This window comes from Acinetobacter nosocomialis NIPH 2119 (genome assembly GCF_000368085.1).
GTDB lineage: Bacteria > Pseudomonadota > Gammaproteobacteria > Pseudomonadales > Moraxellaceae > Acinetobacter > Acinetobacter nosocomialis.
In genome coordinates, this window is the sequence record NZ_KB849239.1 from 1,845,992 (window position 1) to 1,872,516 (window position 26,525).

A 26,525-nucleotide genomic window follows, 5' to 3' on the forward strand; every position below is an offset into this window, starting at 1 on the left:
AGAAGGCATATAGTAAAACACGTGAAGGCCAATTGAATATAGATTTTTAGCCAAATCACAGTTTTGTAAGATATTCCCTCTAAAATCGTTGGTTCGGTGGGGTTTTTCCGTTACAATTTAGCGTTTTTTAAAAATAAGCCCCGTATCACATGCAAGATTTGTGAACAAACAAACTTGTGGTGATGCTTTTAGCCAAATTCGAAAATATGGAGTGACTTGGTTGTGAGTACTCGTTTAATGACATCTGCTGAAATTCGTGAAGCATTTTTGCGCTACTTTGAAACGCAAGGGCATACACGTGTTGCATCGAGTTCTCTTGTTCCTGCCAACGACCCAACTTTATTATTTACAAATGCTGGGATGAACCAGTTTAAAGACTGTTTTTTAGGTCTTGAAAAACGTGATTATGTACGTGCAACAACATCACAAAAATGTGTACGTGCAGGCGGTAAACACAACGATTTAGATAACGTCGGCTATACAGCTCGTCACCATACATTCTTTGAAATGTTAGGTAACTTCTCATTTGGTGACTATTTCAAACGTGATGCACTTAAGTTTGCTTGGGAGTTTTTAACCAGCGAACAATGGCTAGCTTTACCGAAAGATCGCTTATATGTAACGGTTTATCATACAGATGACGAAGCTTATGACATCTGGAATAAAGAAATTGGTTTAGCTCCAGAGCGTATTATCCGTATTGGTGATAACAAAGGCGAAAAATACGCATCAGATAACTTCTGGGCAATGGGTGATACAGGTCCTTGTGGTCCATGTTCTGAAATTTTCTTTGACCACGGTGATCACATTTGGGGTGGCTTACCTGGTTCTCCTGAAGAAGATGGCGACCGTTTCATTGAAATCTGGAATAACGTTTTCATGCAGTTTAACCGTACTGCTGATGGCGTACTTCACCCTCTTCCAGCTCCATCTGTAGATACAGGTATGGGCTTAGAGCGTATTTCTGCAGTATTGCAACATGTTAATTCAAACTATGACATTGACCTGTTCCAACACTTATTAAAAGCTGCTGCAAACATTATTGGTATTGAAGACGAAGGTCAGCCTTCTTTACGTGTCGTTGCAGACCATGCGCGTTCTTGCTGCTTCTTAATTGCTGATGGTGTAAATCCAAGCAATGAAGGACGTGGTTATGTATTACGTCGTATTATTCGCCGTGCTGTTCGTCATGGTAACAAGCTTGGTGCAACAGGTACGTTCTTCTACAAAATGTTGCAACCATTAATTGAAGTGATGGGTCAGGCTTATCCTGAGTTAGAAGCTCGTCGTGATGTGATTGAAGCAACTTTAATTCGTGAAGAAGAACAGTTTGCTAAAACACTTGAGCAAGGCTTAAAACTTCTCGAAGGTGAACTTGCTCAGTTAAAAGACAAAACTATTCCGGGTGCGACTGTATTTAAACTTTACGACACTTATGGCTTCCCGACAGACTTAACTGCGGATATTGCACGTGAACGTGGCTTTATTATTGATGAAGCTGGTTTTGAAGTTGAAATGGCTGCACAGCGTCAACGTGCACGTGATGCTGGTAAGTTTGCAGTTGACTATAACAGCATTGTAAAAGTCGAAGGCGAAACTCAGTTTGACGGTTATATCAACACAACTGGTCAAGGTCAGATTGTAGCGATCTATAAAGATGGCGTACAAGTTGACGAAGTTTCTGAAGGCGACGAAGCACTTATCGTTTTAAACCAAACTCCTTTCTATGCTGAAAGTGGTGGTCAGATTGGTGATACTGGTATCTTCAAAAACGAAACTGGTATTTTTGAAGTTCAAGACACCAAAAAGTCAGGCGGTGCTTTTGTTCATCAAGGTATTGTGACTGTTGGTAACCTCAAAGCAAATCAAAATGTAGAAGCGATTGTTAAAGCAGACATTCGTGAAGCTACTGCGCGCAACCACTCAGCAACTCACTTGTTACATGCTGCCCTTCGTCAAATCTTAGGTTCACATGTACAACAAAAAGGTTCTTTAGTTGCAAGCGACATCTTACGTTTTGACTTTGCAAATGACCAACCTGTTTCATTTGAACAATTACAACAAGTTGAACGTCTCGTAAATGCTGAAATCATTGCCAATACTCCAGTGACGACTGAGCTTCTCGACATTGAAGCAGCAAAAGCAAAAGGCGCAATGATGCTGTTCGGTGAAAAATACGGCGATGAAGTTCGTGTACTTTCTATGGGTTCAGTTATTGATGAGAAAAACTTCTCAATCGAACTTTGTGGCGGTATTCACGTAAAACGTACAGGTGATATTGGTTTATTCAAAATCACTTCTGAAGGTGGTGTAGCTGCTGGTGTACGTCGTATTGAAGCAGTGACTGGCACTAAAGCATTAGAAGTGGTACAAAAAGCTGATCATGATATTCAGCACATTAATAGCTTACTAAAAGCACAGAAAGACCAAACAGTTGAGCGTGTACAAGCCAATGTAGAATTGGTTTCTGCATTACAAAAGCAGATTGAACAGCTCAACCAGAAATTGGCAAACTTCCAAGCGGCTGATTTGATTGACCAAGTTCAAACCATTGCTGGTCGTCAAACGCTTATTACTACTGTTCAAGGGGTTGATGCCAAAGCGCTTCGCAACTTACATGACAGTGTAAAATCAAAATTAGAGAACGCAGTGATTGTGTTAGCAGGTGTAGAGGGTGACAAAGTCAGCCTGCTTGCATCAGTCGCGTCACAATACACTGCAAATCTAAAAGCAGGTGACATCATCAAACATCTAGCAACTGAACTAGGTGGTAAAGGTGGTGGTAAACCTGACTTAGCACAAGGTGGCGCGCCACTTAACGAGAAGTTTGGACAAGTGATCGCAGCATTGCCTGCATGGCTTGAACAAAAATAAGACTTCACTTTTTGTGTAACTGACCCTGAAAAGCCTCTCAGGGTCATGGCTTATATGGAACAACTATGGCATTAATCGTTCAAAAATATGGCGGTACTTCTATGGGTACCCCCGAGCGCATTTTAAATGTTGCTCGTCGTGTGAAGCGTTGGCATGATCACGGTCACAAGGTTGTTGTGGTCGTATCTGCAATGAGTGGTGAAACAAACCGCTTACTTGCCCTCGCTAAAGCCATTACCGAAACACCTGACCCACGCGAGTTAGACCAAATGGTTTCAACCGGTGAACAGGTGACGATTTCCATGTTAGCTATGGCACTTAATTCGATTGGTGTGGAAGCTAAATCCTATACCGGACGTCAAGTCGGTATTAAAACTGACAGTGCATTTACCAAGGCGCGTATTGAGTCGATTGACACAGATGTCATGACCAATGACCTAGATGCAGGCCGTGTTATTGTAGTTGCAGGCTTCCAAGGCTTTGACGCTAATGGAAACACAACTACTCTAGGACGTGGTGGTTCAGATACTTCTGGTGTTGCGATTGCTGCTGCACTTAAAGCAGATGAATGCCAAATCTATACTGACGTTGATGGTGTTTACACTACAGATCCTCGTGTTGCTCCTAAAGCGAAGAAAATTGATCGTATTTCTTTTGAAGAAATGCTAGAAATGGCATCATTAGGTTCAAAAGTTTTACAAATTCGCTCAGTAGAATTTGCCGGAAAATATCAAGTTCCTTTACGCGTATTATCAAGCTTTGATAATGATGACGACGGCGCATTTGACGACGAATTTAAAGAAAATGTAGGTACACTCATTACTACTGAGGCAGAAGACACTATGGAACAGCCAATCATTGCAGGTATTGCTTTTAACCGTGACGAAGCAAAATTAACGATTTTAGGTGTACCTGATGAACCAGGTATTGCTTCTAAAATTTTATCACCAGTAAGTGATGCCAACATTGAAGTGGACATGATAGTCCAAAATGTTGAAGAAGATGGCACAACAGATTTTACGTTTACTGTAAACCGTGTTGATTTAGCGAAAGCTGAAAAAATCTTAAATGAAACTGCCAAAAATATTGGTGCACGCGAAGTTTCAACACGTGACGATATTGTAAAAGTTTCAATTGTTGGTGTGGGTATGCGCTCACACGCTGGTGTAGCAAGCAAGATGTTTACTGCCCTCGCAGACGAAGGTATTAATATCCTTATGATCTCAACATCTGAAATTAAGGTGTCTGTCATCATTGATGAGAAATATCTTGAACTTGCAGTTCGTTGCCTACATACCGCTTTTGGTTTAGATCGCGAACACGGTGAAAGCAGCGCCCGCGCTTAATTTTACCAACCGGTCAAGAATTCATTAAAAAATGTTTACTTGTCCGACAATAATCAAAGAAAACACAGAGCCGCTATAGTTTTTTTTATAGCGGCTCTGTTATATTAAACGGAAAGTTTTTTGGCAGAGATTATCAAAATATGACTTTGTTCTCATATTTCTGTTAGAATCTGACTGAAAACTGAGGTTGAGCTTTTTATTTGGGTACCAATATTGCAGTTTTAAGCGTTTAGCAAGGAGATAAACATGCTGATTCTGACCCGCCGTGTCGGGGAAACATTAATGATTGGGGATCAAGTCAGTGTTACTGTGCTTGGCGTCAAAGGAAACCAGGTTCGAATTGGTGTGAATGCGCCAAAAGAGGTTTCTGTTCATCGCGAAGAAATTTATCAACGTATTCAACATGAACGTGCAATGCATGAACACCTTCAACATCTTGATCAAGATTATCAAGTTTCATATGAAGATGATAATTATGCACAGAAAAACTTCAATCGTTAGTATGAAGTTATTCTCTCCCTAATTAAAGCGACTTTATAGTCGCTTTAAATTTTTTGGGAGTATATAAATTTATAGCCCTAATGCACGTTTTACAGGTGCATAACTACGACGATGCTGATCGATTACCCCGTGAGCTGCAATCGCTTCAAAATGCGCTTTAGTTGGATAACCCTTATGTTTGGCAAAACCAAATAATGGATATTGCTGATCTAATTCTGCCATTTGTCGATCACGTGTGACTTTTGCCAAGATACTCGCTGCACTAATCTCGGCATGGCTCGCATCCCCTCCGACAATCGCTTCACAAGGAATAATGATGCCTTTTGGAATTTGGTTGCCATCTACAATGACTTTTTGAGGCTGTGTTTTTAGACCATCCACGGCACGTTGCATAGCCAAAAAAGTTGCTTGCAAGATATTCAGCTCATCAATCTCTGCATGGGTAGCTTCTGCTATTGACCATGCCAAAGCTTTTTCCTGAATTTCGATAAACAACTTTTCACGTTTCTTTTCAGTTAATTTTTTAGAATCGTTTAATCCTAAAATTGGATTGTTCGGATCTAAAATAACAGCTGCAGCAACAACTGAACCCACTAGTGGGCCTCGCCCCGCCTCATCTACGCCTGCAACAAACATGTATACTCCAATAAAAAAAGAGGCCGATCAATATGAGTCAGCCTTCTTTGAAACTCAAATTATTAATTACTTTTGCAAAGCTTCTGCTACACAAGCGTTTACAGTATTAGAGACAACCTGATTTACAACTGTTGCACGTGCCGCAGGGTCAAGTGCAGCAGTAGCCAAATCAACTGCTGTAACACTGTTTGGTGCCTTTTCACTTACGCAACCACAAACATTAGTTTGAATACTATCACGTTGTTCAGCAGTCATAAGCTTGGTTGCTGTTTTCCATGCAGCAACATTATTAATTTCTGTAATACATTTCGCGTTTACAGCCACTTTTAATGCAGTCATGCCTAACTGTTGAGTTGCTGTTTCTGTAGAACCTGCACCAGGCGTGGTCGCACATGCCGTTAAAGCTAAAACAACTGGTGCCATAGCAAGCATCAATTTTTTCATCATTTTTTCCTTTGATCGAACGTAAGCAGCGCGTATTTTGCCTAAACTTGTGCTTAGAAGAAACAAATAAATTGATGCATTTGTGCAATCTAACTCTGTTATTTTCCAACTCAAGTTGACTATGTTTCTTCAATTAAAGCGTTCTGTTTATAGCACGCTCCGTTACGAGAACAACATTTCTCAAAATCAACCCTTTCTCATAAAATCTAGCACTAAAATGACAAAAAAATAGGGTCTTTTATGCTTGCCTCATCCTCTCAATACTACACCCGTACTGCACAGATTCTGCATTGGGTCATGGCAATCATTTTCATTACCGCTTGGGTGATTGGCTTTTATAGTGGAAACTTTTTAAGTTACGATGCTGATGGTAGCTTTAAAGGTGATGTCATTACACTACATAAAAACATTGCCACAACCATTATTTTTCTAGTAGTTATTCGCCTTTTCTGGCGTTACACCCACCCAGCCCCACAACTCCCTGACACCATGTCACCCACTATGAAAACCCTAGCTCACATCGGACATTTATTGCTTTATGTGATTTTAGTGGCTTTACCTGTGACAGGATGTTTATTTAGCTGGAGTGCTGGTCATCCTGCCCCTGTTTTATATTTATTTGAAATTCCACGTTTAGTACAAGATAACCCCGAGATATTAGCGATTGTTAAACCATTACATATTTATATTTCGTGGTTTGCAGGTTTACTTATTGTTGGGCATGTTCTGGCAGCTTTAAAACATCACTTTGTCGATAAAGATAATGTTTTAAACAGTATGACCAAACAGCCTAAATAAATTCTATGTTAAAAAACCGCCTATCACAGGCGGTTTTTTTATTTAGATTTTTTGGATTTCTGAAATCCACTTTTGCTTCTCTTCATCTGAGATGAAAGAGGCTTCAAAAGAGTTAATTGCGAGTTGCTTCAACTCATCATTACTTAAATCTAAGGCCTGCTGAATAGCAATAAAGTTATCATTCATATAACCGCCAAAATATGAAGGATCATCCGAGTTAACAGTCACATGTACGCCTTTTTGTAAAAGACGGCGGATGTTGTGATCTTTCATATCCTTAACGACACATAGCTTTAAGTTACTTAAAGGACAAACCGTTAATGGCATTTTTTCGTTAATTAGACGAGCCATTAATTGTTCGTCTTCTTCAGAACGCACGCCGTGATCAATACGGTTTACTTTGAGCAAGTCTAAAGCTTCCCATACATATTCAGGTGGGCCTTCTTCGCCTGCGTGAGCCACGATTAAGAATCCTTCCTCACGTGCCTTAGCAAAAACACGTTCAAACTTAGCTGGTGGGTGTCCTACTTCACTTGAATCAAGTCCAACAGCAATAATGTCTTCTTTAAACGGTAAAGCTTGTTCAAGCGTTTCAAATGCAGCTTCTTCGCTTAAATGGCGCAAGAAACACATAATAAGCTGAGAGCTAATACCAAATTTGGTTTTTGCGTCAGCACATGCACGTTTAAGCCCATTGATCACCGTTGCAAACGCAATACCACGGTCGGTATGAGTTTGTGGGTCGAAGAACATTTCTGTATGAACGACACGATCTTCTGCACATTTCTCAAAATATGCCCATGCTAAATCATAAAAATCTTGCTCATGAACAAGAACATTTGCACCAGCATAGTAAATATCTAAAAATGATTGAAGATTATGAAAGTTATAAGCTTGCTTTACTTCTTCAACAGATTTGTAAGGAATCTGAATCTGATTACGCTGTGCAATAGCGAACATTAATTCAGGTTCAAACGTCCCTTCAATATGCACATGCAACTCGGCTTTTGGTAAGGCCTGAATCAGCTCGACTTGATTCATATTAACTCCACATCTAAAGAAAAAAGGGTGTGGTAAGCACACCCTTCTATAATTTCCTTCTTATATCTCTATCACTAAAATAGTTCTAGAAGAAAATTATGAAAAATCATATTAACCGCCAAAAGCGATAAATTTAAATACCCAAAGAGCAGCAATAATCCATACCATGTATGGAACAGTTTTTGCCTTACCTGTGAATAATTTAACTAATGCATAGCTGATGAAGCCCATAGCAATACCATCTGCAATTGAGTACGCAAATGGCATAAATACAATCGTTAAAAAGGCTGGAACAGCTTCTGTAATATCATCCCAATCGATGTGAGTGATCCCTTGGATCATGAGTACACCAATGAACAATAAAGCTGGAGCTGTTGCAAAACCTGGCACAGATTGAGCAAGAGGTGCCAAGAATAAACAGCAGATAAATAAGAAAGCGACCACTACTGCAGTTAAACCTGTACGTCCACCTGCTGCTACACCTGAAGCCGATTCAATATATGGCGTGGTTGATGATGTACCTAATGCTGCACCAGCAACAATTGCAGTAGAGTCAGCAAATAGTGCTTTTTTCAAACGTGGCAATTTGCCATCTTGTAAAAGGCCCGCACGGTGTGAAACACCTACCAAAGTACCCGTACTATCAAACAAGTCAACAATAAAGAATACGAAGATCACACCCACCATACTTGCAGTAAACAGACCTTTAAAGTCCATTTGCATAAATGTTGGTGCAATTGAAGGAATCTGCCCTACTACACCTTTAAATTCATTTAAACCTAAAGCAGTCGCAATTGCTGTCACTACTAAAATACTAATAATGATGGCACCACGGACTTTAAGCTGATGTAAAACAACAATAAGTAAAAAACCAAATAAAGCCAGTAGTACAGTAGGTTGTTTAATATCGCCCAAACCCACTAATGTTGCTTTATTTGCAACAATAATTCCGGCATTTTTTAGCGCAATAAGCGCCAGGAATAAGCCAATACCACCACCTATCGCAAATTTAAGCGACATTGGAATTGCATTAACAATCGCTTCACGAACTTTAAAGAAGCTGATTGCAAGAAATACAACGCCTGAAACAAAAACAGCAGCTAAAGCTGTCTGCCATGGCACCCCCATACCCATACATACCGAATAGGTAAAATAAGCATTAAGCCCCATGCCCGGTGCTAATGCGATTGGATAATTGGCAATAATACCCATCACTAAACAACCGATTGCTGCTGCCAAACAGGTCGCAACGAATACGGCGCCATGATCCATGCCGGTTTCAGATAAAATGAGTGGATTGACAATGATGATGTAACACATCGTTAAAAACGTAGTTACACCAGCAAGAACTTCTGTTCGAAACGTGGTTTTATTGTCGCTTAACTTAAATAAACGCTCTAACCAGCCTGCCGAAGAATTGGGCGCCGCCATAAGTAGCCTCTATGCAAAATCTGAGCTGTGGAATATGTACTTCTATGTAGGTATCTGAGCAATCTTGTTTTTCTGATCAGATCTCTAGACAAAAATCTTCAATAGACGAAGCAACAAATATGCCACTCATTCGATTTCTGCTGTCATACACAGAAAATAGCCACAGCCCCTCTTGAAACACAAAAAAGCTGCATAACCCCTATGCAGCTTTTTTACTATACGTTCAATAAGTTTAACAGATTCAAAAGCAACATGATCAAAATTTATGAAAAGATATGATCAATGGCACAGTTTTTAAAGCAAATAATAATGACTACTTTGCTTAGAAAAACACTTTTTTATCGCTGATATATTTTTGCAAATTATATGAAGCTAAATTGCTATGACTAATACGATTAGGATTGCGCTCAATTGTTTGCAAATTTTTTTCAGCTTCCTGAATAATCCTCATGAGCTCTTGATGTCTTTTATTTTGGGTATCTAAATACGCCCAGTACCCTAGTACAAACACGATACTCACACACAACACTATTAATACTTTATTGATCATTATTATTATCTCTATGTTTTTAATGTTAATGATCTTAACAAAAAATAACCAGTTTGTGAATATTTTCACATTTATTTACAATAATTATTAATCACTCAATCTATTGATATAAAAAATGTTTTCTAATTTGCAATTTTAAAAAAGAGTAAAAATAATACTTTTCACTTAAAAATTCATTTTTAAAAATAACTATATTTTTTTAACAAAAATTTATATAGCCTTATTCATCTACTTTTATTTTTAAGTATATTTAAATTTATTTTTCAATTTAACTTCATTAAATTATTTGTCGAATTTTAATTCATTGTTCAATCTATTAAATAATAAAAAGCCCATTTCAATAAATTAAAATGGGCTTTTATAAAGTCATTAACCAGCAACTTCTTCAGCTTTAGGTTTTGCCTTTATCAAATCAGCTTCATAAATCACATCATATTCTTCTAACTTTAAATGATGTAAACGCTGTTTAAGCTTTTTTAACGACCATGGCCATGCCGCGAAGTTGCGACCATTTGCATCGAGATAGTAACTTTTACATCCCCCGCTATTGAATACTGTGGTTTGTAGATGTTTTTGTACCAAGTCGTTGTGCTTTTTAATCACTTCTGATTTCACTGAAAGCTTAGCAATACCTTTTGCCTTCATTTGTAGCAAACCATCTATAATATATTGCAGTTGTGCTTCGGCAAGACCAATAAATGAGTCATAGACCAAAACATTTGGCCCAAGCATAAGAAATGCATTAGGTACATTTTCAATGTTAGTTCCTAAGTAAGCTTCTGGTGAGGAGTCTTTCCAAAGCTCAGCCAAACATTCCCCTTTTTCGTTATGTACACGTTTACCAATAGGGGGATGAGACACTTCAAATCCAGTACCCCAAATAATCACATCAACTTCGTGGCGTTCACCATTGGCAGCAATCACCGTATTGCCTTCAACTTTAACTAGACCATGTGGAATAAGCGTCGTGTTAGGTGCCTGTAACGCTGGATAATAGTTATTGGCAAACAAAATACGCTTACAGCCAATATCGAAATTAGGCGTTACGTTTTTACGCAAGACTGGATCTTTAATTTGGAGCTTTAACAATTGTTTTGCAGCAAAATTGACAGGTTTTAATGCTTTTGGGTTGCGTAGGCCAAAATTAATGACATTTAAAGTACCCGCCACAGTCTGTCGCCAAGTCGCTTGAATAGCTGGATATTTGGCAATGACAGATTTACTCAACTCGCCCAAGTCCGTATCGGGCTTCGGTAGTACCCAAGGTGCTGTACGTTGAAATACAAACAACTCTTTGGCTTTAGGTTGAATTTGTGGCACAAACTGAATGGCAGATGCACCTGTACCAATTACAGCAATCCGTTTTCCAGTTAAATCATAATCATGGTTCCATTTTGCCGAATGGAACATTTCACCAGTAAAGGTATCTAAACCTTCAAGACGTGGAATCTGGGCTTCAGTAATTGGGCCTGTAGCAAATAAAACTGTTTTAGCGATATACAAACCAGAGCTTGTCTCTAGCTTCCAGATATTTTTTTGGTTATCCCACTCTGCTTTTAATAATTCGGTATTGAATTCGATTAAGGACTCAATATCAAACTCACGACTAACATCTTCTAAATAACTTAAAATTTCCGGTTGGCGTGCAAATAAATGGCTCCATTTTGCACTTGGGGCAAAGGAGTAAGAATAAAGTGACGACGGTACATCACAACCACAGCCCGGATAGGTATTTTCACGCCAAGTGCCACCGACGCGGCTGGCTTTTTCAATAATTTTAAAATTGGTTAAGCCTGCTTCGTTTAGCTTAATTGCTGCAGCTAAGCCAGAAATACCTGCACCGACAATAAAAGTGTCATAAACATGTGCAACTTCTTGGGTTTTACGTGTGCGTGTATTTGTTCTAGGTTTAGTGACCATAATTTTTCTGCCTATACAAAATTTTATTTAAATAGCTGATACGAAAGCCCAAGGAACTTTGCATATAGCGTTGGAGACGTTCTTTTCATAAGCCAGAATAATTTGGCGTCGATCTGTGGCGTGGTATAGAGCTGCCCTCGATCTAATCGATTCAATGTTAAAGCCGCAACTGCGTCACTGGTTGTCATGGCGTAGTTCATGAGTGCATGGTCTGCAAGCTTGGAATAACGGCCCGGAATACGACCATTTTTAATGATATTGGTAGGTACCAAAGTTGGGCACAGCACATTCACTTTAATATTGAATTTGCGTAGCTCGGCTGAAAGGGTTTCTGATAATGCCAATACACCGGCTTTCGTTACATTGTAGACACTCATTTCTGGAGCAGCCGTGTACGATGCTGCAGAAGCTACATTAATAATTGCACCGTAACCTAGTTTTTTGAGCTTCGGTACGAAAGCATGACAACCATGAATGACACCCCATAGATTTACATGCATACACCATTTCCAGTCTTCCAAACTCATTTCATCAAATTTGCCACCTAGCCCTACGCCAGCATTATTAATGATGAGTGTTACTGGATGATCAAGTAACTGTTCTGCTTGATCAGCCAAAGCCTGTACTTGTTCTGCTTGCCCAACATCGCACTGGACTGCAAATGCTTTTTGTCCAAGCTGTTCAATTAACTTTACAGTTTCTTTTGCAGCTTCTAAATTAATATCTGCACATACTACGTTGCCACCGCGCTTCGCCAGTTCAACTGCAAAGCTACGACCAATTCCACTGCCTGCCCCAGTTACGACCGCATATGCGTTTCGGCTAGGCTGGTCTTTCTTACCAAATAAAATCATAGTAAATCCTAAAAAACTTTAGGGAGACGGCAGTAATTTTCGTATTACTGCCATGACTAATACGCTTATGAAACTGCACGAACTGGTGGTGTAAATTCCTTCACAAAGTAAGGCGCTATAGCACCGCCCTCGTTAAGTAATTTGTTTTTGTAGTACTCAAGGTATTCGGTCGTGTCATGATCATTTGGGTGGAAGTTAGGACGTAAGTAATCAAAAATCTGGCCAATAGTGCTACCAAATACACCATCTTTTGGACTAAAAATTAAGTTGACGCCACGACGTGCATCTTTCCAGAATTTCTTAGTTAGCATTTCTTGTGGTTTACGTAGTACGGGTACAAATAAAGTTGCTGTTGGAATAAGTCCTAAAATAGTGATGAAAGCCATTAAAAAGCCGGTTGCACGTAACGGATAGTTACCGTTTAAAACCTGATAGACATCATAAGCAATGTCTTTATGCTCAGATTCTTCAAGCATATGCCACATCCATAACGCACGGCTTTTGGCATCGTCGGTATAATAGAAATTCTTTTCATGCTTCATCATGTATTCGGCAAGTACTGCCGTAAAGTGCTCAATACCCGCCATAAGTGAAAGCTTTAACGGCTGTGGGAATTTTAAAAATACATATTTAAAGAAGTTTTCACCTAAGAAACGGTAGAAATCGACCGGATATTCCAGCTCTTTAATTGCATCATTGAACTCATTATGCAATTTTGAATGGATGGCTTCTTGACCAATGAGAGAAGTAACTCGCTGTTTTAAAATCGGGTCTTGAATAAATTCACGGTGGTGACGAGCAGTCTCGATCACCAAATCTTCACCATAGGTCAAGAAAACCGAAAGCGTTGCAAAGAACAATGTTGCAAACTGGTTGTTGACGTAAAACTCGATATCAATTTCTTTACCATCAAATCCGATATTTAAATGGCGTATTGGGATAGTTCCTTTATTTGAGAAATCTATCTTTTGATACTGAGCTATAACTGATTTAGGAGAAATAATATTTCGGATAGCTTGAGCGACCATTTTTGACACCCTATAAAATTTGTTAAATACAAGGCAGCGTCGAATCAAACAGGTAAAGTTGTCTTTAGATTATTTCTTGCAATCTTTAACTGCTCTAGAACAAAAATTTGCTCGAATACCTCTGCCTTGCCATGTTTTATGAACCTAAGTGTTGTTAAGTTCACCAAATCAGATTAAATAGTGCGCTTGATGTACCACTCGAACAAGGACAAAAAAAGCCAACCTACTTTGAAACTTTTTGCCAACTTAAATATTTTTTGATTATTTCAAACAACTTATATAACCTACTCTTATTCATAATTATTTAAATAAAATACATTTGTCCTTAAATGATAAAAATATGGCTTTAAAAGATAAAAAATGAAATATTATGCCTACTCTTCCTCGCATCTCATATCAAAATTTCAGCGTTCCAAAAATCACACTAAGCTTTCTGTTTTTAGAGCTTTATTGCATAAATGAAAACGATAAACTGCATTCAGAGAAAAAAATTGGATGAGGAGAATAAATCATGTTTGATATGCGTTTATCTCATGAGCGTGGTGCAGCACATCATGGCTGGTTACAGTCAAAACACACGTTTTCATTTGCAAATTATTGGGACCCGAAACAAGTCGGCTTTTCAGATTTGCTTGTGATTAATGACGATACGGTTGCTCCATCAAAAGGTTTTGGTACTCACCCTCACCGCAACATGGAAATTATTTCTTATGTGCTTGAAGGTGCGTTAGAACATAAAGATTCAATGGGCACAGGTTCGGTTATTGTGCCTGGTGATATTCAGTTAATGAGCGCAGGCCGTGGGGTTGCACATAGTGAATTTAATCACTCTGCTCAAGAAAACGTGCACTTCTTGCAAATTTGGGTGGTTCCAAATGAAGTGAACACAACACCGGGCTATCAACAATTGCATATTTCCGAGGAAGACAAACGCGGTAAATTGCACTTGATGATTTCACCAGAAGGTGGCGAAAAAACTTTATCCATCAAACAAGACATTAATATTTATTCAGGTCTTTTTGATGGTGAAGAAACAGCAGAATTTGCAATTCCAGAAGGTCGTTATGTTTACCTACATGTGGCAAAAGGCCGTATTGATGTAAACGGTAAAACCTTTAATACAGGTGATGCTGCACGAATTCGTGATGGAGGCAAGTTATCATTTACTAATGGTGACAACGCTGAAATTCTGATTTTTGATATGCGTCCTGAAGAAATTCCAACCATGCCATAATCAACAAAAAACACCTGCGAAATATACGCAGGTGTTTTTTTATGTTTATTAAAAAGAAAAATTATGAATGGTCTTCCGAGCGTGCCATTTCAGTGTTGATATAACTCATGATCATAGTTGTTAACCCTTGCACCATTTCATCAAAACTAATAAATGGGTTAGGTAAAATAAGATGCCTTGCTACGTTAAAAATACCGCTATTAATACAAATATAGGTAATTACAGGTAAATTATTAATTTTTAAATATTTAGGATTATGCATCATATATTTCATGATGACTTCCATTAAAGCCTGTTCAATTTTTGGAATATATTTGTCGTATTGCAACTCACCTGCGTAACGTAAAACGGTTAAGTAACGGTCATTATTTTTCTTTAATAAATCACTGAACGTATAAAAAATCATTTCAATGACAGGCTCTAACTCCAACTCTAAAATTGTGGGGGTTAGCTCTTTAATCATGTCGAGAATTTCACTCACAAAGTAGTGATTCATCGCATCATAAATTTCTTCTTTATTTTTAAAATACTCATAGAGAGACCCCACACTCACCCCTGCAATTTCCGCAATATGACGTGTGGTGGTACCACTTGGTCCATGCAAAGCTACGGCAATAAAACCTGCTTCAATAATGGTATCGACAGTGACTTTGGCTCGTGCCTGACGGGGTTTTCGCGTAGACATATTTTCTTATTAATAATCCGAACATAAGCTCAGGTTAGCATGTAATTTAGCCCCACCCTAATAAAAAAACAAAATCCGAATAGTTGTCAAATTTCATAGAGTAATTTTTATAGGAGCATAGCTAAACATACTTATGAGCTCTTTTATTACCAGGTAATTATTTTTAAATAAATTTAAATTATTTAAATAAAAATCAATATATTAATAAATTAAAAAACTATTTTTTTATTCTATTCATGCATTAGATGGGAGCTTATAAAACTTAAAAAGTTACCCGAATTGAATCCGAACATAAACTCAGATTAACATGAAAAAATCCAAAAAGAGGTTGATTCATTTTATCAAGTTCCCCTCTTTTTCCGTTATTCAGTCAAATAATCAAACAAATAACGGAGCAACATCACCGTAGTCAGTAAGCACAGAAAATGCTTTTTGAAAATGGAATTTACAGTGCCCTGTTGGAAATCAAAGCTTTTGGTTTTCGACGTAGCTGCACTATCACTGATTGATCTGAAGGTGTCGCCATGATCTCGACCACAGTTAAAAAATCACTAAACAAACTCAAATTTTACCGTGAAATCGAGTTACCAGATTTTGCCAGTAAAGGATCTATTCCAATCCGTCATTTAAAGATCGGGTTTGATGGTAAAGAGATTGATGTTGAATTCTATATGAACAATCAATTTGCCACCTTGTTTTTTGCTACGCTTTCAGTATTTCTAACCTATGGTGAAGATTTGGTGATCGAGACTGCACGTCACCACCGTGAATTTATTCAAGACCCGATTTTAAAACAGCGTGTTACTTCATTGATTGGTCAAGAAGCAATTCACTCTAAGTTGCACAATGAATATAACGATGCACTTAAAGATGTTGAGTATCCTGTCGATTTATACCGTTTCTTGGGCGAGAACTTCTTTAAATATGTGTTCTTAAAATTCCCACAACCGCTTAAATTATCGATGATGGCTGGTATTGAGCATTTTACAGCGGTACTTGCCGAATACATGATGAAACATGAGAAGAACTTTTACTATTCAGACGATGCCAAAAGCCGTGCACTATGGATGTGGCATATGCTTGAAGAATCTGAGCATAAAGATATTGCCTATGATGTTTATCAATTACTCAATGGTAGCTACCCACTACGAGCTTCTGGCTTCTTCTTAGCTTTCTTTACTATTTTAGGTCTAATCCCTACGACTACCTTGTTTATTCCTGTTTTAAGAAAACCACAGGAAATGCTGACTAGAAAATTCTGGAAAGATGCTCGCCGTGGTGTGGGACTTATCTTTGGTCCAAAAGATGGCGTATTCGGTAGCACGATTGGCCAAATTTTCGATTACTTACGCCCTGACTTCCACCCAAATGATCATGACACCACTGAATATCTAGAGTACTACAAAGACAAATTACTGAACGAAGGAGGTGCAATTGCGCCTTACTTTGTGAAGGAATTTACACCGCCTGTACGCTTGTCTTAACTGGCTTGCAACCAGTCACTACTCAATGGCTGGTTTTCCTTAAATCTATTTCGGGATGAATCATGATTTTATTTGGTAAAAAGAAAGTTAAACCAAGCCAAAAAGCTTATGCCGTTGTGACTGGCGCAGGCAGTGGGATTGGTCGGAGTTTTGCAATTGAACTGGCAAAACGTGGTGGTAGCGTAGTGTGTGCAGATATTAATTTAGAAGCCGCAGAAGAAACGGTAAAGCTTCTTGAACAAGAAGGCGCAAAAGCTTTTGCCATGCGCTGCGATGTGGGTAATGCAGAACAAGTGAACCACCTAGCTGAAACTGCTGGAATTTTACTTGGTCACCCTGTGACCCTTGTTATTAATAATGCAGGTGTGGGATTAGGCGGTAAGTTTGACGAACTCAGTCTAGAAGACTGGAACTGGGTCATGAATATTAACCTTTGGGGTGTTATTCATGGTTGCCATGCATTTGTACCAAAGTTTAAAAAGTTAGGTTACGGCGCGATTATTAATGTGGCTTCGGCGGCATCTTACACTGCTGCTCCAGAAATGACTGCTTATAACGTAACGAAAGCGGGTGTGCGTGCGCTATCTGAAACACTTTCGGCCGAACTTCGTAAATTTAACATTAAAGTCAATGTGCTCTGCCCAACTTTAGTACCCACCAATATCATTAAAAATGGTCGTATTCCGGGCCGTTATTCCAAGCTTGCAGACCATGCACTCATGAACTACGCACTCACCACAAGTGACGATGTCGCCAAACTCACACTTAACCGTCTTGATCAGGATGAGCTTTATACCATTCCTCAAATCGACGCGAAGTTGTTCTGGCTCATGAAACGTGCATCTCCAAGCTTGTATACCAAATTCCTTGGTACATCGTACAAATTATTTAAATAAGAAATTTTATAGGTAGTACCCATATGACTGCTCAAATGAAAACAAATGCATCAGCAAAAAAAGCTGTCAATTCGCCTAGCCATATTTACGATACCTTTATTGTGGGCGCCGGAATTTCCGGTATTGCCGCAGCAATTCGTCTCGACCAAGTGGGCTATACCAACTACAAAATTATTGAAAAAGCAGCACGTGTAGGTGGTACTTGGCGTGAAAACACCTATCCAGGCTGTGGCTGCGATGTACCTTCAGCTCTGTATTCTTACTCGTTTGCCCCAAGTGCAAAATGGAGTCACTTATTTGCACGCCAACCGGAAATTTTAAGTTACTTAGAAGATGTAAGTAACGAGTTTAATATCACGTCTAAAATTGAGTTTAACAACGAACTGCTCAATGCTGCTTGGGACGAAACACGCCATTTATGGGTACTTGATACAACTAGTGGTCAATATCTATCGCGAACTGTTATTTTTGCAACAGGCCCAATTACCGAAGCACAAATTCCACGTCTTGAAGGTTTAGATACCTTTACTGGTGAAATGTTCCATTCGGCAAAATGGAACCATGACTATGACTTAACTGGTAAACGCATTGCTGTAATTGGTACAGGTGCATCTGCCATTCAGTTTGTGCCACAAATTCAACCCAAAGCAAAAGAGCTATTTGTGTTCCAACGTACAGCACCTTGGGTACTACCAAAACCAGATACCGACTTGGGCGAGTTGAGTAAATCCGTCATTGCCAAATATCCAGCGATTCAGGCAAGCTGGCGTAAAAGTGTAGCGCTAACGTTGAATGCAATTAACTTTGGTTTACGTAACCCACTTGCGCTAAAACCAGTAAATGTACTCGGCAAGCAATTACTTAAACTTCAAATTGCAGACCCTGAGTTACGTAAAAACGTAACGCCTAATTTTGATATTGGTTGTAAACGTATTTTGTTTGCTAACAATTACTACCCTGCACTACAAGCACCGAATACCACGCTTATTCCACATGGTTTAGTGAAAGTTGAAGGAAATACGGTGATTGCTGCCAATGGTGAACGCCACGAAGTTGATGTGATTATTTGGGGCACCGGGTTTGAAGTATCTCACCCGCCAATCGGTAAACGTGTGTTTAATGAAAAAGGACAACGTTTAAATGATTTATGGAAAAACACTTCACCAGAAGCTTACTTAGGAACCAACATTGAAAATGTACCAAATGCATTCTTAGTTTTGGGACCAAACGTACTGGTTTATGACTCGTTTATTGGCTTGGCAGAAGCACAGCTCGACTATATTGTAGATGGCTTGCTAAAAATTAAAAACAAAGGGATTAGCAAACTAAACGTTAAGTCTGATGTGATTAAAAAGCACAACGACTTGGTACAAAAGCATCTGCAAACCACTGTATTTAATAGTGGTGGCTGTAAGAGTTATTACCTTGATGCTAACGGTCGCAACTTTGCAGCATGGCCGTGGTCATTGAAAAAGCTGAAACAACGCTTGAAAAAACTAGATTTGAAAGATTATGACGTCATATATCAAACGTCAAAAACACATTAATTTGTAATTTTGACCAAATCAGTTGTAAGTAATAGGCAGTGTATTTTTGTTTTTGATAAAATACACTGCCTTTTTCATTATATCTTCAAGAAATAAAAGAACAGGTTAAAAATGAAAGAAGGTCAATCAAGCCGCACTGCCGAAGCCGCCGCTGCCTTACGCGCAAATCACTTTAAAAATACGACAAACCCTGTATTTTCAGACCCCTATGCTTTTGAAATGACCAGTAAGGGTTGGAAAAAGCTTTTATCTACACCGCTCATTGTTAAATTAATGAATTCTCCCCTTTTAAACCGTACCTTAGGTTTATTGAGTGGGCAGGTTGTGGGCCGATCACGTTATGCTGAAGACTTACTTAATCAGGCTGTTCAACACAATATTGAGCAATATGTTTTGGTTGGGGCGGGTTTAGACTCTTTTGTATTACGTGAGTCACAACATTACCCAACTTTAAAAATTTTTGAAGTGGACCATCCTGATACTCAAGCTGCGAAACAATCCAAACTCAAAAAATTAGGAAATATTCCTACTACTGTTGAATTTGTTGCTATTAACTTTGAAAAAGAATCTATCTCTGAGGCGCTTGCCCGGAGTCGCTATCTGCGACAGGAGCCTGCTTTTTTTTCTTGGTTAGGTACCACTCATTATTTAAAACCGGAAACTACGCTGCAAACTTTAAAAAGTATTGCGGAGTTTGCTGCAAACGGTAGCGAAGTAGTACTCGACTATTCAACCGATTTTCAGGAGCTAAACGGTATTGAGCGTCTTGGAAGTATGGGGGTTGCACAGTTTACCCATTTACTGAAAGAACCTTTATTAGGTCAATTTAAACCTTCAGATTTACACCAAGCTGTTGAAAACATGGGCTTTGAAGTGGTTGAAGACCTATCTGGTGAAGCTATTACTGCACGTTATTTTTATAAGCGTGCCGATAATATACGCCATACATCAGCGACGCGCTTATTGCATTTGCGTTTGAAAAAATAAAGATACTTGGATTATTGGTTATTTAACCGCATGGCATGAGGTGTTTTCCCATGCCATCTTTTATAAGCATGAATAAAGCTGGCAGGCTCTGCATAACCTAACCATTCGGCAATTTGCTCAACCGAAGCTTTTGGTAACGCCAAATATTGCTCTGCTAAAACCTGTCTAACCTCTTCACGAATTTGAATAAAAGTCATTCCCTCTAATGACAAGTGACGGCGCAGGGTTCTTGTATTTAAATGCAGTCGATCAGCAACTATATCCATAGATGGCATTTCCCCACGCGTACTCATTAGCTGTTGTTGCACTAAGTTTGTAAATTTATTTTGTGATTGGCGTTTTTCTAATATTTGACGACATTGTTCTTCGGCTGTATGTAAAACTAAATCATTTGCCATAAGTAGCTTCTGGTCTACTTTTTGCGGATCAAGAATCACAAAACTTTTGGCTGCGCCAAATTCCGGCATAACCCCAAATAAATTCCGATAAGGCTCTGCATCGCCTTTAGGTTGAAAAGAAAAAGCCAAATATTGGCAAAAATTATCCTGCACCAAATCTCGCTGTACCGTAATGAGCGCAGCCGCATCGCGCTCAATAATGAATTGACGTACTGATAAGGGAATATCTTGCTCATCAATTTCGATACGGATTCCTCCTGGTGTATCCGACACCTCAAAGCGAGTAAAAGCAAAAGTTAAAGTGAAATAGGTTAAAGCCAAATCTAGTGCTTCGCGAATGCTGGCGCTACTCATCAGAGCCATACCTAATGGCCCAAATGTGGTGAAATGATAGCGTGTGCCCACTTCTAAGCCTAATGTCGGTCTGTCTCCTAGTTGCTCAACCAAGTTATGAATCAACTGTAATTCCTGATGGCCTGTCACCACCATATTAGGGTCAAGTAATTGTTGTTGGCTAAGCCCAGTTCCTTTTAAAATCGTCTCATAAGAGATGCCTGATTCCATCGCGAAATCAGCCATTAACCGAACACTATGTACACTGCGTTCAAATGCCCATGCATACTTCACTGTATCGCTCAGAATGTCCTCGAATCACAATATTTTGTCCTCATCCATCCTCTAAATCAAGTTAATAAACGTCTATTCTGCATACAGGAAATTGCGATTTTTTCGCTCACTGTTTTTAAGGATTTTAGAGCAGCCTATGTTTAATTCGTCGTCTAATTCAAATAAAAATGTACGCATCGCCATTATTGGCACTGGCTTTGGTGGTCTAGGACTTGCCATTCGTCTCAAACAAGCAGGTTTTGAACAATTTACTCTATTTGAAAAAGCTGCCGATGTAGGTGGTGTCTGGCGTGACAATACTTATCCGGGTGCTGCATGTGATGTGCCGTCGCATCTTTATTCTTTTTCTTTTGAACAGGAACTTGGTTGGAAAAATCGCTACGGGACATCTCAAGAGATTTATCAATATTTGCGTCACTGTGCCGATAAATATGATCTTCGTCCGCACATCAAATTTAATACTGAAATAGCCAGCGCCGAATTTGATGCTTTGCAAGGCGTATGGCATATCCAAAGTACGGCTGGTGAACAGTTTGAAGCAGAATTTTTAGTGGGCGCGGTAGGCCAGCTCAACCGCCCTGCCTATCCAAAACTTAAAGGTATTGAAAACTTCAAAGGTAAGGCATTTCACTCAGCACGCTGGGAGCATGACTATGACTTAACAGGTAAACGCGTTGCAGTCATTGGCACAGGCGCAAGCGCGATTCAGTTTGTACCTGAAATTGCAAAACAAGTGGCTCACCTAGACGTTTATCAACGCTCGGCACCGTATGTCATTCCTAAACCAGATCGGGTTTATCAACCTTTAGAGAAAAAAGCTTTCCGTAAACTGCCGATCTTGCAAAGTCTGGACCGTGCCTTGCAATATGGTCATCATGAAATTCGCCTACTTGCTTTTACAACTTCACTCAATGAAATGCCTTTGGTGGAATATTTATTCCAGCGCCACATTCGAAAAGTTGTTAAAGATGGAAAGTTACGTCACCGCTTAATGCCGGATTATCCAATTGGTTGTAAACGTATTTTAATTTCTAACCACTGGTATGAAACACTGACTCAACCTCATGTTGATGTGATTGATACAGGCATTCAAGAAATTACCGAACATGGCATTTTAGACATGGAAGGAAATCTACGTGAAGTTGATGCCATTATTTACGGTACAGGTTTTACGGCGACTGAATTTATGGCGCCAATGCAAATTACTGGACTTGATGGTCGCACCTTAAAAGAAACATGGAAAGATGGTGCTGAAGCTTATTTAGGCCTGACAGTAAACGGATTCCCTAACTTCTTTATGCTGTATGGGCCAAATACCAACCTCGGGCATAACTCAATCGTCTATATGATTGAAAGTCAGGTGAATTATATTTTAGATGCGCTGCGCACTACTTTGAAAAATAACCTGCTGTTCACCAACATTCGTGCCGAAATTCAACATGAATTTAATCAAGATATCCAAGAGAAAATGAAAAAAACGGTGTGGGCGCAAGGCTGTACCAGTTGGTACCAAACTGCTGATGGTAAAAATACCAATAACTGGCCGGGTTTCACTCTTGAATATCGTCAACGCACTCGTCGCTTTGACATTGAAAACTACACCCAGGTGTCGGCTATTTCTTAAATAAGCTTCGCCATAGGAAATGAGAAAAATAAACGGAGAATTTTATGAAGTCTTTTAAAAATAAAGTCGCAGCTGTGACAGGTGCGGGTTCAGGTATTGGACAAGCAATTGCCATAGCACTCGCTAAACAAGGCTGTCATCTGGCACTTTCTGATATTAGTGAAGCTGGGTTAGCCAAAACAGTCGAACTGTTAGCACCCTATTCTGTCAAAGTCACCACTCAAAAAGTTGATGTCGCTAAACGTGATGAAGTTGCAACTTGGGCAAAGGCAGTTGTAGATGGGCATGGCCAAGTTAACCTGATTTTTAATAATGCTGGTGTCGCAATAGGTAGTACAGCTGAAGGTGTGAGCTACGAAGATCTTGAATGGCTCATTGGTATTAATTTTTGGGGCGTGGTTTATGGCACCAAAGAATTTTTGCCTTACTTAAAGCAAAGTGGTGATGGGCATATTATTAATATTTCCAGTATGTTTGGCTTAACAGCTCAACCGACCCAAAGTGCTTATAACGCAAGTAAATTTGCCGTCCGTGGTTTTACTGAATCATTGCGCCAAGAACTTGATATGCAAAATGCTGGTGTGAGCGCGACTTGTGTGCATCCGGGTGGTATTCGTACCAATATTGCCAAAGCTGCACGTATGAACAATAGCGTCCAGTCTTTAGGAATGGACCCGCTAAAAAGCCAAGACGCTTTCGATAAATTACTTCGCACTCCTGCTGATGATGCAGCTCAGCAAATTTTGGAGGCTGTTCGTAAGAACCGTCGCCGTTTACTTATTGGAGCCGATGCAAAAGCCGTTGATGTAATTCAGCGTATTCTTCCGCAAGGCTACCAAAAGATCTTTGCAACCGCGACTGCTTGGCAAACTCGACTACTTAATAAGTCAGCAAAATAAAAATAGTGGTCAGCATACTCTTGATTTTCAGAGATGCTGACTAATCTCACCTGCTTAGTATGAGTGCTTATTATGAAGCAACTTCTCGCATGGACCATTCGTACCACACTACGCCCGGCTTTATCTCCTAAAACGCCAGTGAAATTACAACGTTTTTGTAGCGATGCGGCCAGTGCTATTGTGCTTGGGCCACGTGGTTATCAAACTAAAAAGCAAAATATTGCTCAAGTACCGACAGTTCATATTCAGCCTAAAACGACCAAATCAGGGCTCGGCATTTTGTATTTGCATGGCGGTGGCTATGTAGTGGGCAGTAGCAAAAGTCACGCTAAACTTGCCGCTCAGATCGGACATGTAGCTCAAGCACAAGTCTGGTTAGCTGAATATCGCCTAGCCCCAGAACATCCAAGCCCTGCTGCTATTGAAGATAGCATTGCAGTCTATAAAGCTTTACTTGCTCAAGGACAAGACCCGAAAAAACTTGTGATTGCTGGTGACTCTGCCGGTGGCGGACTGAGCTTAAGTACCGTTATTGCGCTAAGGAATGCAGGTTTACCTTTACCAGCGGCGTTAGTTTTACTTTCACCTTGGGTTGACTTAAGTCTTTCAGGAAACACAATAAAAACTCATGCTGCTCAAGATGCAATGCTCTCAGAAGACTGGTTAGTTTGGTGTGCAAAAAACTATTGCGGCCCAAAATCGGCAACCGATCCGACCTGCTCCCCACTTTATGCTGACTTAACCGGATTACCACCGGTTCTGATCCATGTTGGTACCGAAGAAGTTTTATTAGATGATGCAAAACGTCTTGCAGAACAAGCCGAAAAATGCGGTATTCCGACCACATTTAAGATTTATGACAAAGTTGGGCACGTTTTTCAATTCCATGCAGGTATACTAAAAGAATCCGATGACTCAATTAAGGGCATTGGACAATTCATTGATAAACATATGCAGTCAATATAAAAAATATCACTAGACAGGAGCCTTTGGCATGGCATTAAACAATTATGACTATGATTATCTCATCATTGGTTCAGGCTTTGGCGGTAGTGTTTCTGCCTGCCGTCTTACCGAAAAAGGCTACTCAGTTGCTGTAATGGAAATGGGGCGTCGTTGGAAAGCTGAAGATTTTGCTAAAAATAACTGGAACACACGCCGCTGGATCTGGCGTCCGGGTATGAAACTTTTTGGTTATTTCAATATGCGTTTTTTTCGCCATGTCACTATTATTTGCGGTAATGCCGTAGGCGGTGGCTCAATTACCTATGCCAATACCCTGCTCGTTCCACCCGAACACATTTGGGATGAAGGCACATGGGCAGATGCGGCGGACTGGAAAAATGAAATGCCGCAGCACTATGCCGAAGCAGAACGTATGCTTGGAGTGACTGATAATAAAATTCTGGGCCCTGCCGATCACATGTTAAAGAAAATGGGTGAAGCGGTAGGTGTAGGCCATACCTTTAAACCGACTCGTGTTGCAACCTTTTTTCCTCCCGAAGGCGAAGAAGGTGGAAAGACTTATCCAGACCCTTATTTTAACGGTGAAGGACCAGATCGTGGCACCTGTACAGCATGTGGTGGCTGTATGACAGGTTGTAAACACAATGCAAAAAATACTCTAGATAAAAATTATTTGTACTTTGCCGAAAAAAATGGCGCCAAGGTTTATGAAGAAACCAAAGTGGTTGATGTTAAACCGCTCAATGGCAAAGTCGATGGTAGTGATGGTTATGAAGTCACAACTGAATGCTCAAGCTCATGGTTTAACAAACAACGTCGTACTTGGCGAGTTCGTAACGTAATTTTCTCGGCATCTTCTTTGGGCACCCAAGAAATGCTATTCCGCTTAAAACAATCTGGTTCTCTACCAAATATTTCTGATGATTTGGGTAATCGGGTACGTACCAATGCGGAGTCTATCTTAGGGGTTCGTTTCTTTGATAAAGATGTCGATATGAGTAAGGGCGTTGCAATTGGTTCAAGCATCTATATTGACCATGATACTCATATTGAAGCGACTCGCTACCAAAGTGGTTCCGATGCTATGGGTCTCATGTGTACGTATATGGCAAAAGGTAAACCAGGTTGGACACGTATTTTTTATTGGTTATGGGTACTCATTAGCCATCCACTTATATTCTTACGTATGAGCAACCCTGTTGGTTTTGCACGTCAAACCTTAATTTTCTTAGTAATGCAAACTGCCGATGCCTCAATTAATATGCGTTTAAAACGCAATTGGTTCTGGCCTTTTGGCAAGGTTTTGTCGAGTGAAGGGAAAAAGCTTCCTGTTTATATTCCGCAAGCTAATACCTTTACTGAAAAAGTCGCCAAAATGTTTAATGGCCACCCAATAACGACCATTACCGAAATTTTATTTAATGTGCCTTTTACTGCTCACTGTATGGGAGGCTGCGCGATTGCATCTAGCCCAGAACAAGGTGTAGTCGATGGCAAAAATCGTGTGTTTAACTATAAAAATTTATATGTTGTAGATGGCTCTATGTTGGGTGCCAATTTAGGTGTAAACCCAAGTTTAACCATTACTGCTCTAGCAGAACGTGCAATGTCTTATATTCCGGCTAAACACACTTTGGATGAACAACCAGACTATCCAATAACGGAAGAAACCATAGAGATCACGAAAGCCTCTGCCTAAACTAGCAAGTTGTTTTATAAAAAAAGCCTATTTAAAAATAGGCTTTTTTATTTAGT

Annotated in this window: 23 protein-coding genes; 13 read left to right on the forward strand and 10 right to left on the reverse strand. The window is 39.6% G+C overall.

The genetic code is table 11. From position 1 onward, the window contains the following. Window positions 1-237: 237 nt before the first annotated feature. The 3 genes from alaS to csrA all read left to right on the forward strand — a co-directional run bounded on the left by alaS (window position 238) and on the right by csrA (window position 4,721). Window positions 238-2,874: an alanine--tRNA ligase gene (gene alaS / locus F984_RS12675; protein ID WP_004709855.1), complete on the forward strand. Its 2,637-nt coding sequence runs from the start codon at window positions 238-240 to the stop codon at window positions 2,872-2,874. 65 nt (window positions 2,875-2,939) lie between these two features. After that, window positions 2,940-4,220 (forward strand): aspartate kinase, encoded by a 1,281-nt coding sequence (locus F984_RS12680; protein ID WP_001185176.1) that lies wholly within the window; start codon window positions 2,940-2,942, stop codon window positions 4,218-4,220. A 246-nt stretch (window positions 4,221-4,466) separates the two neighbouring features. Beyond that, window positions 4,467-4,721, forward strand: coding sequence for a carbon storage regulator CsrA (csrA, locus tag F984_RS12685; RefSeq protein ID WP_000906487.1), 255 nt, complete (start codon window positions 4,467-4,469; stop codon window positions 4,719-4,721). A gap of 69 nt (window positions 4,722-4,790) precedes the next feature. Here csrA and rnhB read toward each other — a convergent pair whose 3' ends face one another. Beyond that, window positions 4,791-5,357: a ribonuclease HII gene (gene rnhB / locus F984_RS12690; RefSeq protein ID WP_000495832.1), complete on the reverse strand. Its 567-nt coding sequence runs from the start codon at window positions 5,355-5,357 to the stop codon at window positions 4,791-4,793. A gap of 66 nt (window positions 5,358-5,423) precedes the next feature. Continuing rightward, window positions 5,424-5,801, reverse strand: coding sequence for a hypothetical protein (locus F984_RS12695; RefSeq protein ID WP_002156817.1), 378 nt, complete (start codon window positions 5,799-5,801; stop codon window positions 5,424-5,426). A gap of 240 nt (window positions 5,802-6,041) precedes the next feature. Here F984_RS12695 and F984_RS12700 point away from each other — a divergent pair, with 240 nt between their 5' ends. Continuing rightward, window positions 6,042-6,599: a cytochrome b gene (locus F984_RS12700; RefSeq protein ID WP_004709858.1), complete on the forward strand. Its 558-nt coding sequence runs from the start codon at window positions 6,042-6,044 to the stop codon at window positions 6,597-6,599. 42 nt (window positions 6,600-6,641) lie between these two features. On the opposite strand, the gene F984_RS12705 is transcribed toward F984_RS12700, so the two are convergent. From F984_RS12705 to F984_RS12730, 6 genes are all read right to left on the reverse strand, one after another. Beyond that, complete coding sequence (locus F984_RS12705) at window positions 6,642-7,640, reverse strand: adenosine deaminase (protein ID WP_002156878.1); 999 nt, start codon at window positions 7,638-7,640, stop codon at window positions 6,642-6,644. Window positions 7,641-7,751: 111 nt separating this feature from the next. Further along, window positions 7,752-9,071, reverse strand: coding sequence for an NCS2 family permease (locus F984_RS12710; RefSeq protein ID WP_004709861.1), 1,320 nt, complete (start codon window positions 9,069-9,071; stop codon window positions 7,752-7,754). Between the two features lie 322 nt (window positions 9,072-9,393). Further along, a complete protein-coding gene (locus F984_RS12715; protein WP_004709863.1) occupies window positions 9,394-9,621 on the reverse strand; it encodes a hypothetical protein in 228 nt (75 codons plus the stop codon). A gap of 369 nt (window positions 9,622-9,990) precedes the next feature. Then, a complete protein-coding gene (locus F984_RS12720) occupies window positions 9,991-11,541 on the reverse strand; it encodes a flavin-containing monooxygenase (protein ID WP_004709864.1) in 1,551 nt (516 codons plus the stop codon). 23 nt (window positions 11,542-11,564) lie between these two features. Next, window positions 11,565-12,395: an SDR family NAD(P)-dependent oxidoreductase gene (locus F984_RS12725; protein WP_004709866.1), complete on the reverse strand. Its 831-nt coding sequence runs from the start codon at window positions 12,393-12,395 to the stop codon at window positions 11,565-11,567. Between the two features lie 65 nt (window positions 12,396-12,460). Continuing rightward, complete coding sequence (locus tag F984_RS12730) at window positions 12,461-13,423, reverse strand: metal-dependent hydrolase (RefSeq protein ID WP_004709868.1); 963 nt, start codon at window positions 13,421-13,423, stop codon at window positions 12,461-12,463. A 511-nt stretch (window positions 13,424-13,934) separates the two neighbouring features. Between F984_RS12730 and F984_RS12735 the strand changes: the two genes are divergently transcribed. Next, the gene (locus tag F984_RS12735) at window positions 13,935-14,657 is read left to right on the forward strand and encodes a pirin family protein (protein WP_004709870.1); all 723 of its coding nucleotides are present in this window, start codon (window positions 13,935-13,937) and stop codon (window positions 14,655-14,657) included. Window positions 14,658-14,718: 61 nt separating this feature from the next. On the opposite strand, the gene F984_RS12740 is transcribed toward F984_RS12735, so the two are convergent. Beyond that, window positions 14,719-15,342, reverse strand: coding sequence for a TetR/AcrR family transcriptional regulator (locus tag F984_RS12740; RefSeq protein WP_002156858.1), 624 nt, complete (start codon window positions 15,340-15,342; stop codon window positions 14,719-14,721). A gap of 524 nt (window positions 15,343-15,866) precedes the next feature. Between F984_RS12740 and F984_RS12745 the strand changes: the two genes are divergently transcribed. From F984_RS12745 to F984_RS12760, 4 genes are all read left to right on the forward strand, one after another. Beyond that, entirely contained in the window at window positions 15,867-16,826 is a 960-nt protein-coding gene (locus F984_RS12745; protein WP_004709872.1) for a metal-dependent hydrolase, read from the forward strand. 62 nt (window positions 16,827-16,888) lie between these two features. After that, a complete protein-coding gene (locus tag F984_RS12750; protein WP_004709874.1) occupies window positions 16,889-17,722 on the forward strand; it encodes an SDR family NAD(P)-dependent oxidoreductase in 834 nt (277 codons plus the stop codon). 23 nt (window positions 17,723-17,745) lie between these two features. After that, window positions 17,746-19,269: a flavin-containing monooxygenase gene (locus tag F984_RS12755; protein WP_004709875.1), complete on the forward strand. Its 1,524-nt coding sequence runs from the start codon at window positions 17,746-17,748 to the stop codon at window positions 19,267-19,269. A 111-nt stretch (window positions 19,270-19,380) separates the two neighbouring features. After that, window positions 19,381-20,256: a class I SAM-dependent methyltransferase gene (locus F984_RS12760; protein WP_004709876.1), complete on the forward strand. Its 876-nt coding sequence runs from the start codon at window positions 19,381-19,383 to the stop codon at window positions 20,254-20,256. Between the two features lie 11 nt (window positions 20,257-20,267). On the opposite strand, the gene F984_RS12765 is transcribed toward F984_RS12760, so the two are convergent. Continuing rightward, complete coding sequence (locus F984_RS12765) at window positions 20,268-21,281, reverse strand: AraC family transcriptional regulator (RefSeq protein WP_004709877.1); 1,014 nt, start codon at window positions 21,279-21,281, stop codon at window positions 20,268-20,270. Window positions 21,282-21,417: 136 nt separating this feature from the next. On the opposite strand from F984_RS12765, the gene F984_RS12770 reads away from it, so the two are divergent. From F984_RS12770 to F984_RS12785, 4 genes are all read left to right on the forward strand, one after another. Beyond that, window positions 21,418-22,905, forward strand: a complete 1,488-nt coding sequence (locus tag F984_RS12770; protein ID WP_004709878.1) for a flavin-containing monooxygenase — start codon at window positions 21,418-21,420, stop codon at window positions 22,903-22,905. 44 nt (window positions 22,906-22,949) lie between these two features. Then, window positions 22,950-23,804: an SDR family NAD(P)-dependent oxidoreductase gene (locus F984_RS12775; RefSeq protein ID WP_004709879.1), complete on the forward strand. Its 855-nt coding sequence runs from the start codon at window positions 22,950-22,952 to the stop codon at window positions 23,802-23,804. A 72-nt stretch (window positions 23,805-23,876) separates the two neighbouring features. After that, a complete protein-coding gene (locus F984_RS12780; RefSeq protein WP_004709880.1) occupies window positions 23,877-24,770 on the forward strand; it encodes an alpha/beta hydrolase in 894 nt (297 codons plus the stop codon). A gap of 28 nt (window positions 24,771-24,798) precedes the next feature. Further along, complete coding sequence (locus tag F984_RS12785; protein ID WP_004709881.1) at window positions 24,799-26,469, forward strand: GMC family oxidoreductase; 1,671 nt, start codon at window positions 24,799-24,801, stop codon at window positions 26,467-26,469. The last annotated feature ends 56 nt before the right edge of the window (window positions 26,470-26,525 follow it).